Genomic DNA, 293 nt, shown 5'->3' on the forward strand with positions numbered 1-293 from the left:
ACGTCGAGAGCACGGCGACGCAGGATGGCGATGTTGCCCGGGCTGTTATCCTTGCGGTTGCGTGCCGCGTCTTCGCGGAACGACACGTCCAGCTGCCAGTGCAGACTGTTCTCGATAGCCCAGTGGGCGCGTACGGTCGCCAGCAGGACCTCCGGTGTCGGCACCCAGGACAGCGCGAAGTACCTCGTTTCCGAGGTTGTGCCCTCGGCTGTTTTTCGGGTGGCCTCGACCCGTCCAAAAGCCTTCAGGCCCGGGAATTCATGATGCTCTGCCAGAGCCTTGCTCGAAACGAC

Annotated in this window: 1 protein-coding gene; it reads right to left on the reverse strand. The window is 63.1% G+C overall.

What is annotated here, in order from left to right; all coding sequences use genetic code 11:
• On the reverse strand, window positions 1–293 hold a 293-nt coding region (locus FJQ48_RS22225; protein ID WP_139977094.1), incomplete at both ends, for an ISAs1 family transposase.

The organism is Ochrobactrum sp. CGA5 (assembly GCF_006345815.1).
In the GTDB taxonomy this organism is placed as follows: Bacteria; Pseudomonadota; Alphaproteobacteria; order Rhizobiales; family Rhizobiaceae; genus Brucella.